The sequence below is a fragment of the Psychrobacter sp. 1U2 genome (assembly GCF_051847575.1).
Map to the genome: position 1 here is coordinate 1 of NZ_JBPYDC010000936.1, position 767 is coordinate 767.

General features: G+C 43.2%; 1 protein-coding gene. It reads left to right on the forward strand.

Translation table 11 applies throughout. From position 1 onward, the window contains the following. The coding region (locus tag ACS8FD_RS19660; RefSeq protein ID WP_439277104.1) for a translocation/assembly module TamB domain-containing protein at positions 1 to 767 on the forward strand (767 nt) is incomplete at both ends.

Sequence of the window (767 nt, forward strand, 5' to 3'; positions counted from 1 at the left end):
TAATGTTAATTTGGCTTTACAAAAGCTTGATACATCACTGTTTTCAGTGTTCTTACCCAAAGATATTGATTGGCATGGTCAAATTAATGGCAAAGCTATTGTCGGCTGGCAACGTGGCAAACCGCCTACCATCAATACAACGCTATATTCTGACAATGGCAAAATAGGTCTGATTCAAGATGGTGATGCTGCACCTGTAACCATCCCTTATGAGCGTATATCACTCATCGCATTATCAGTTCCTGAAGGATTAAAACTGCGTGCAGATGTCAATACTGGTAACGGTGCTCGCGGTTACTCTGAAGCCATCGTAGATCCGTACAAAGCGCCTAAACCAATATCAGGGGCATTAGTACTTAACGAATTTAATCTGGCTATCTTAAAGCCGTTTTTCCCAGGAATGCGCGTATTAGAAGGTAATATTACGATGGCAGGCGGCATTGGCGGCACCTTAACCAAGCCCCAGTTTTATGGCGATGTAAAACTTGCTAATGGTCGTGTTGCGATGCTTGACCTACCAGTCAATTTATCCAAAATAAACGCTACAGCAAAAATCCGCGGGACAGAAGCAGCTATTGACGGTAAGTTTAATAGTGGTACAGGTACAGGTACCTTGATTGGAACCATCAATTGGCAACAAGAGCTGCAAGCCAAACTGAGTATTGTTGGTGAAAGATTGGTGTTAACGCAGCCACCATTATTATTGGCTGAGGTCAATCCTGATATCGATATTATCGTGCGACCAGGCGATCGCTACGTTAACATTG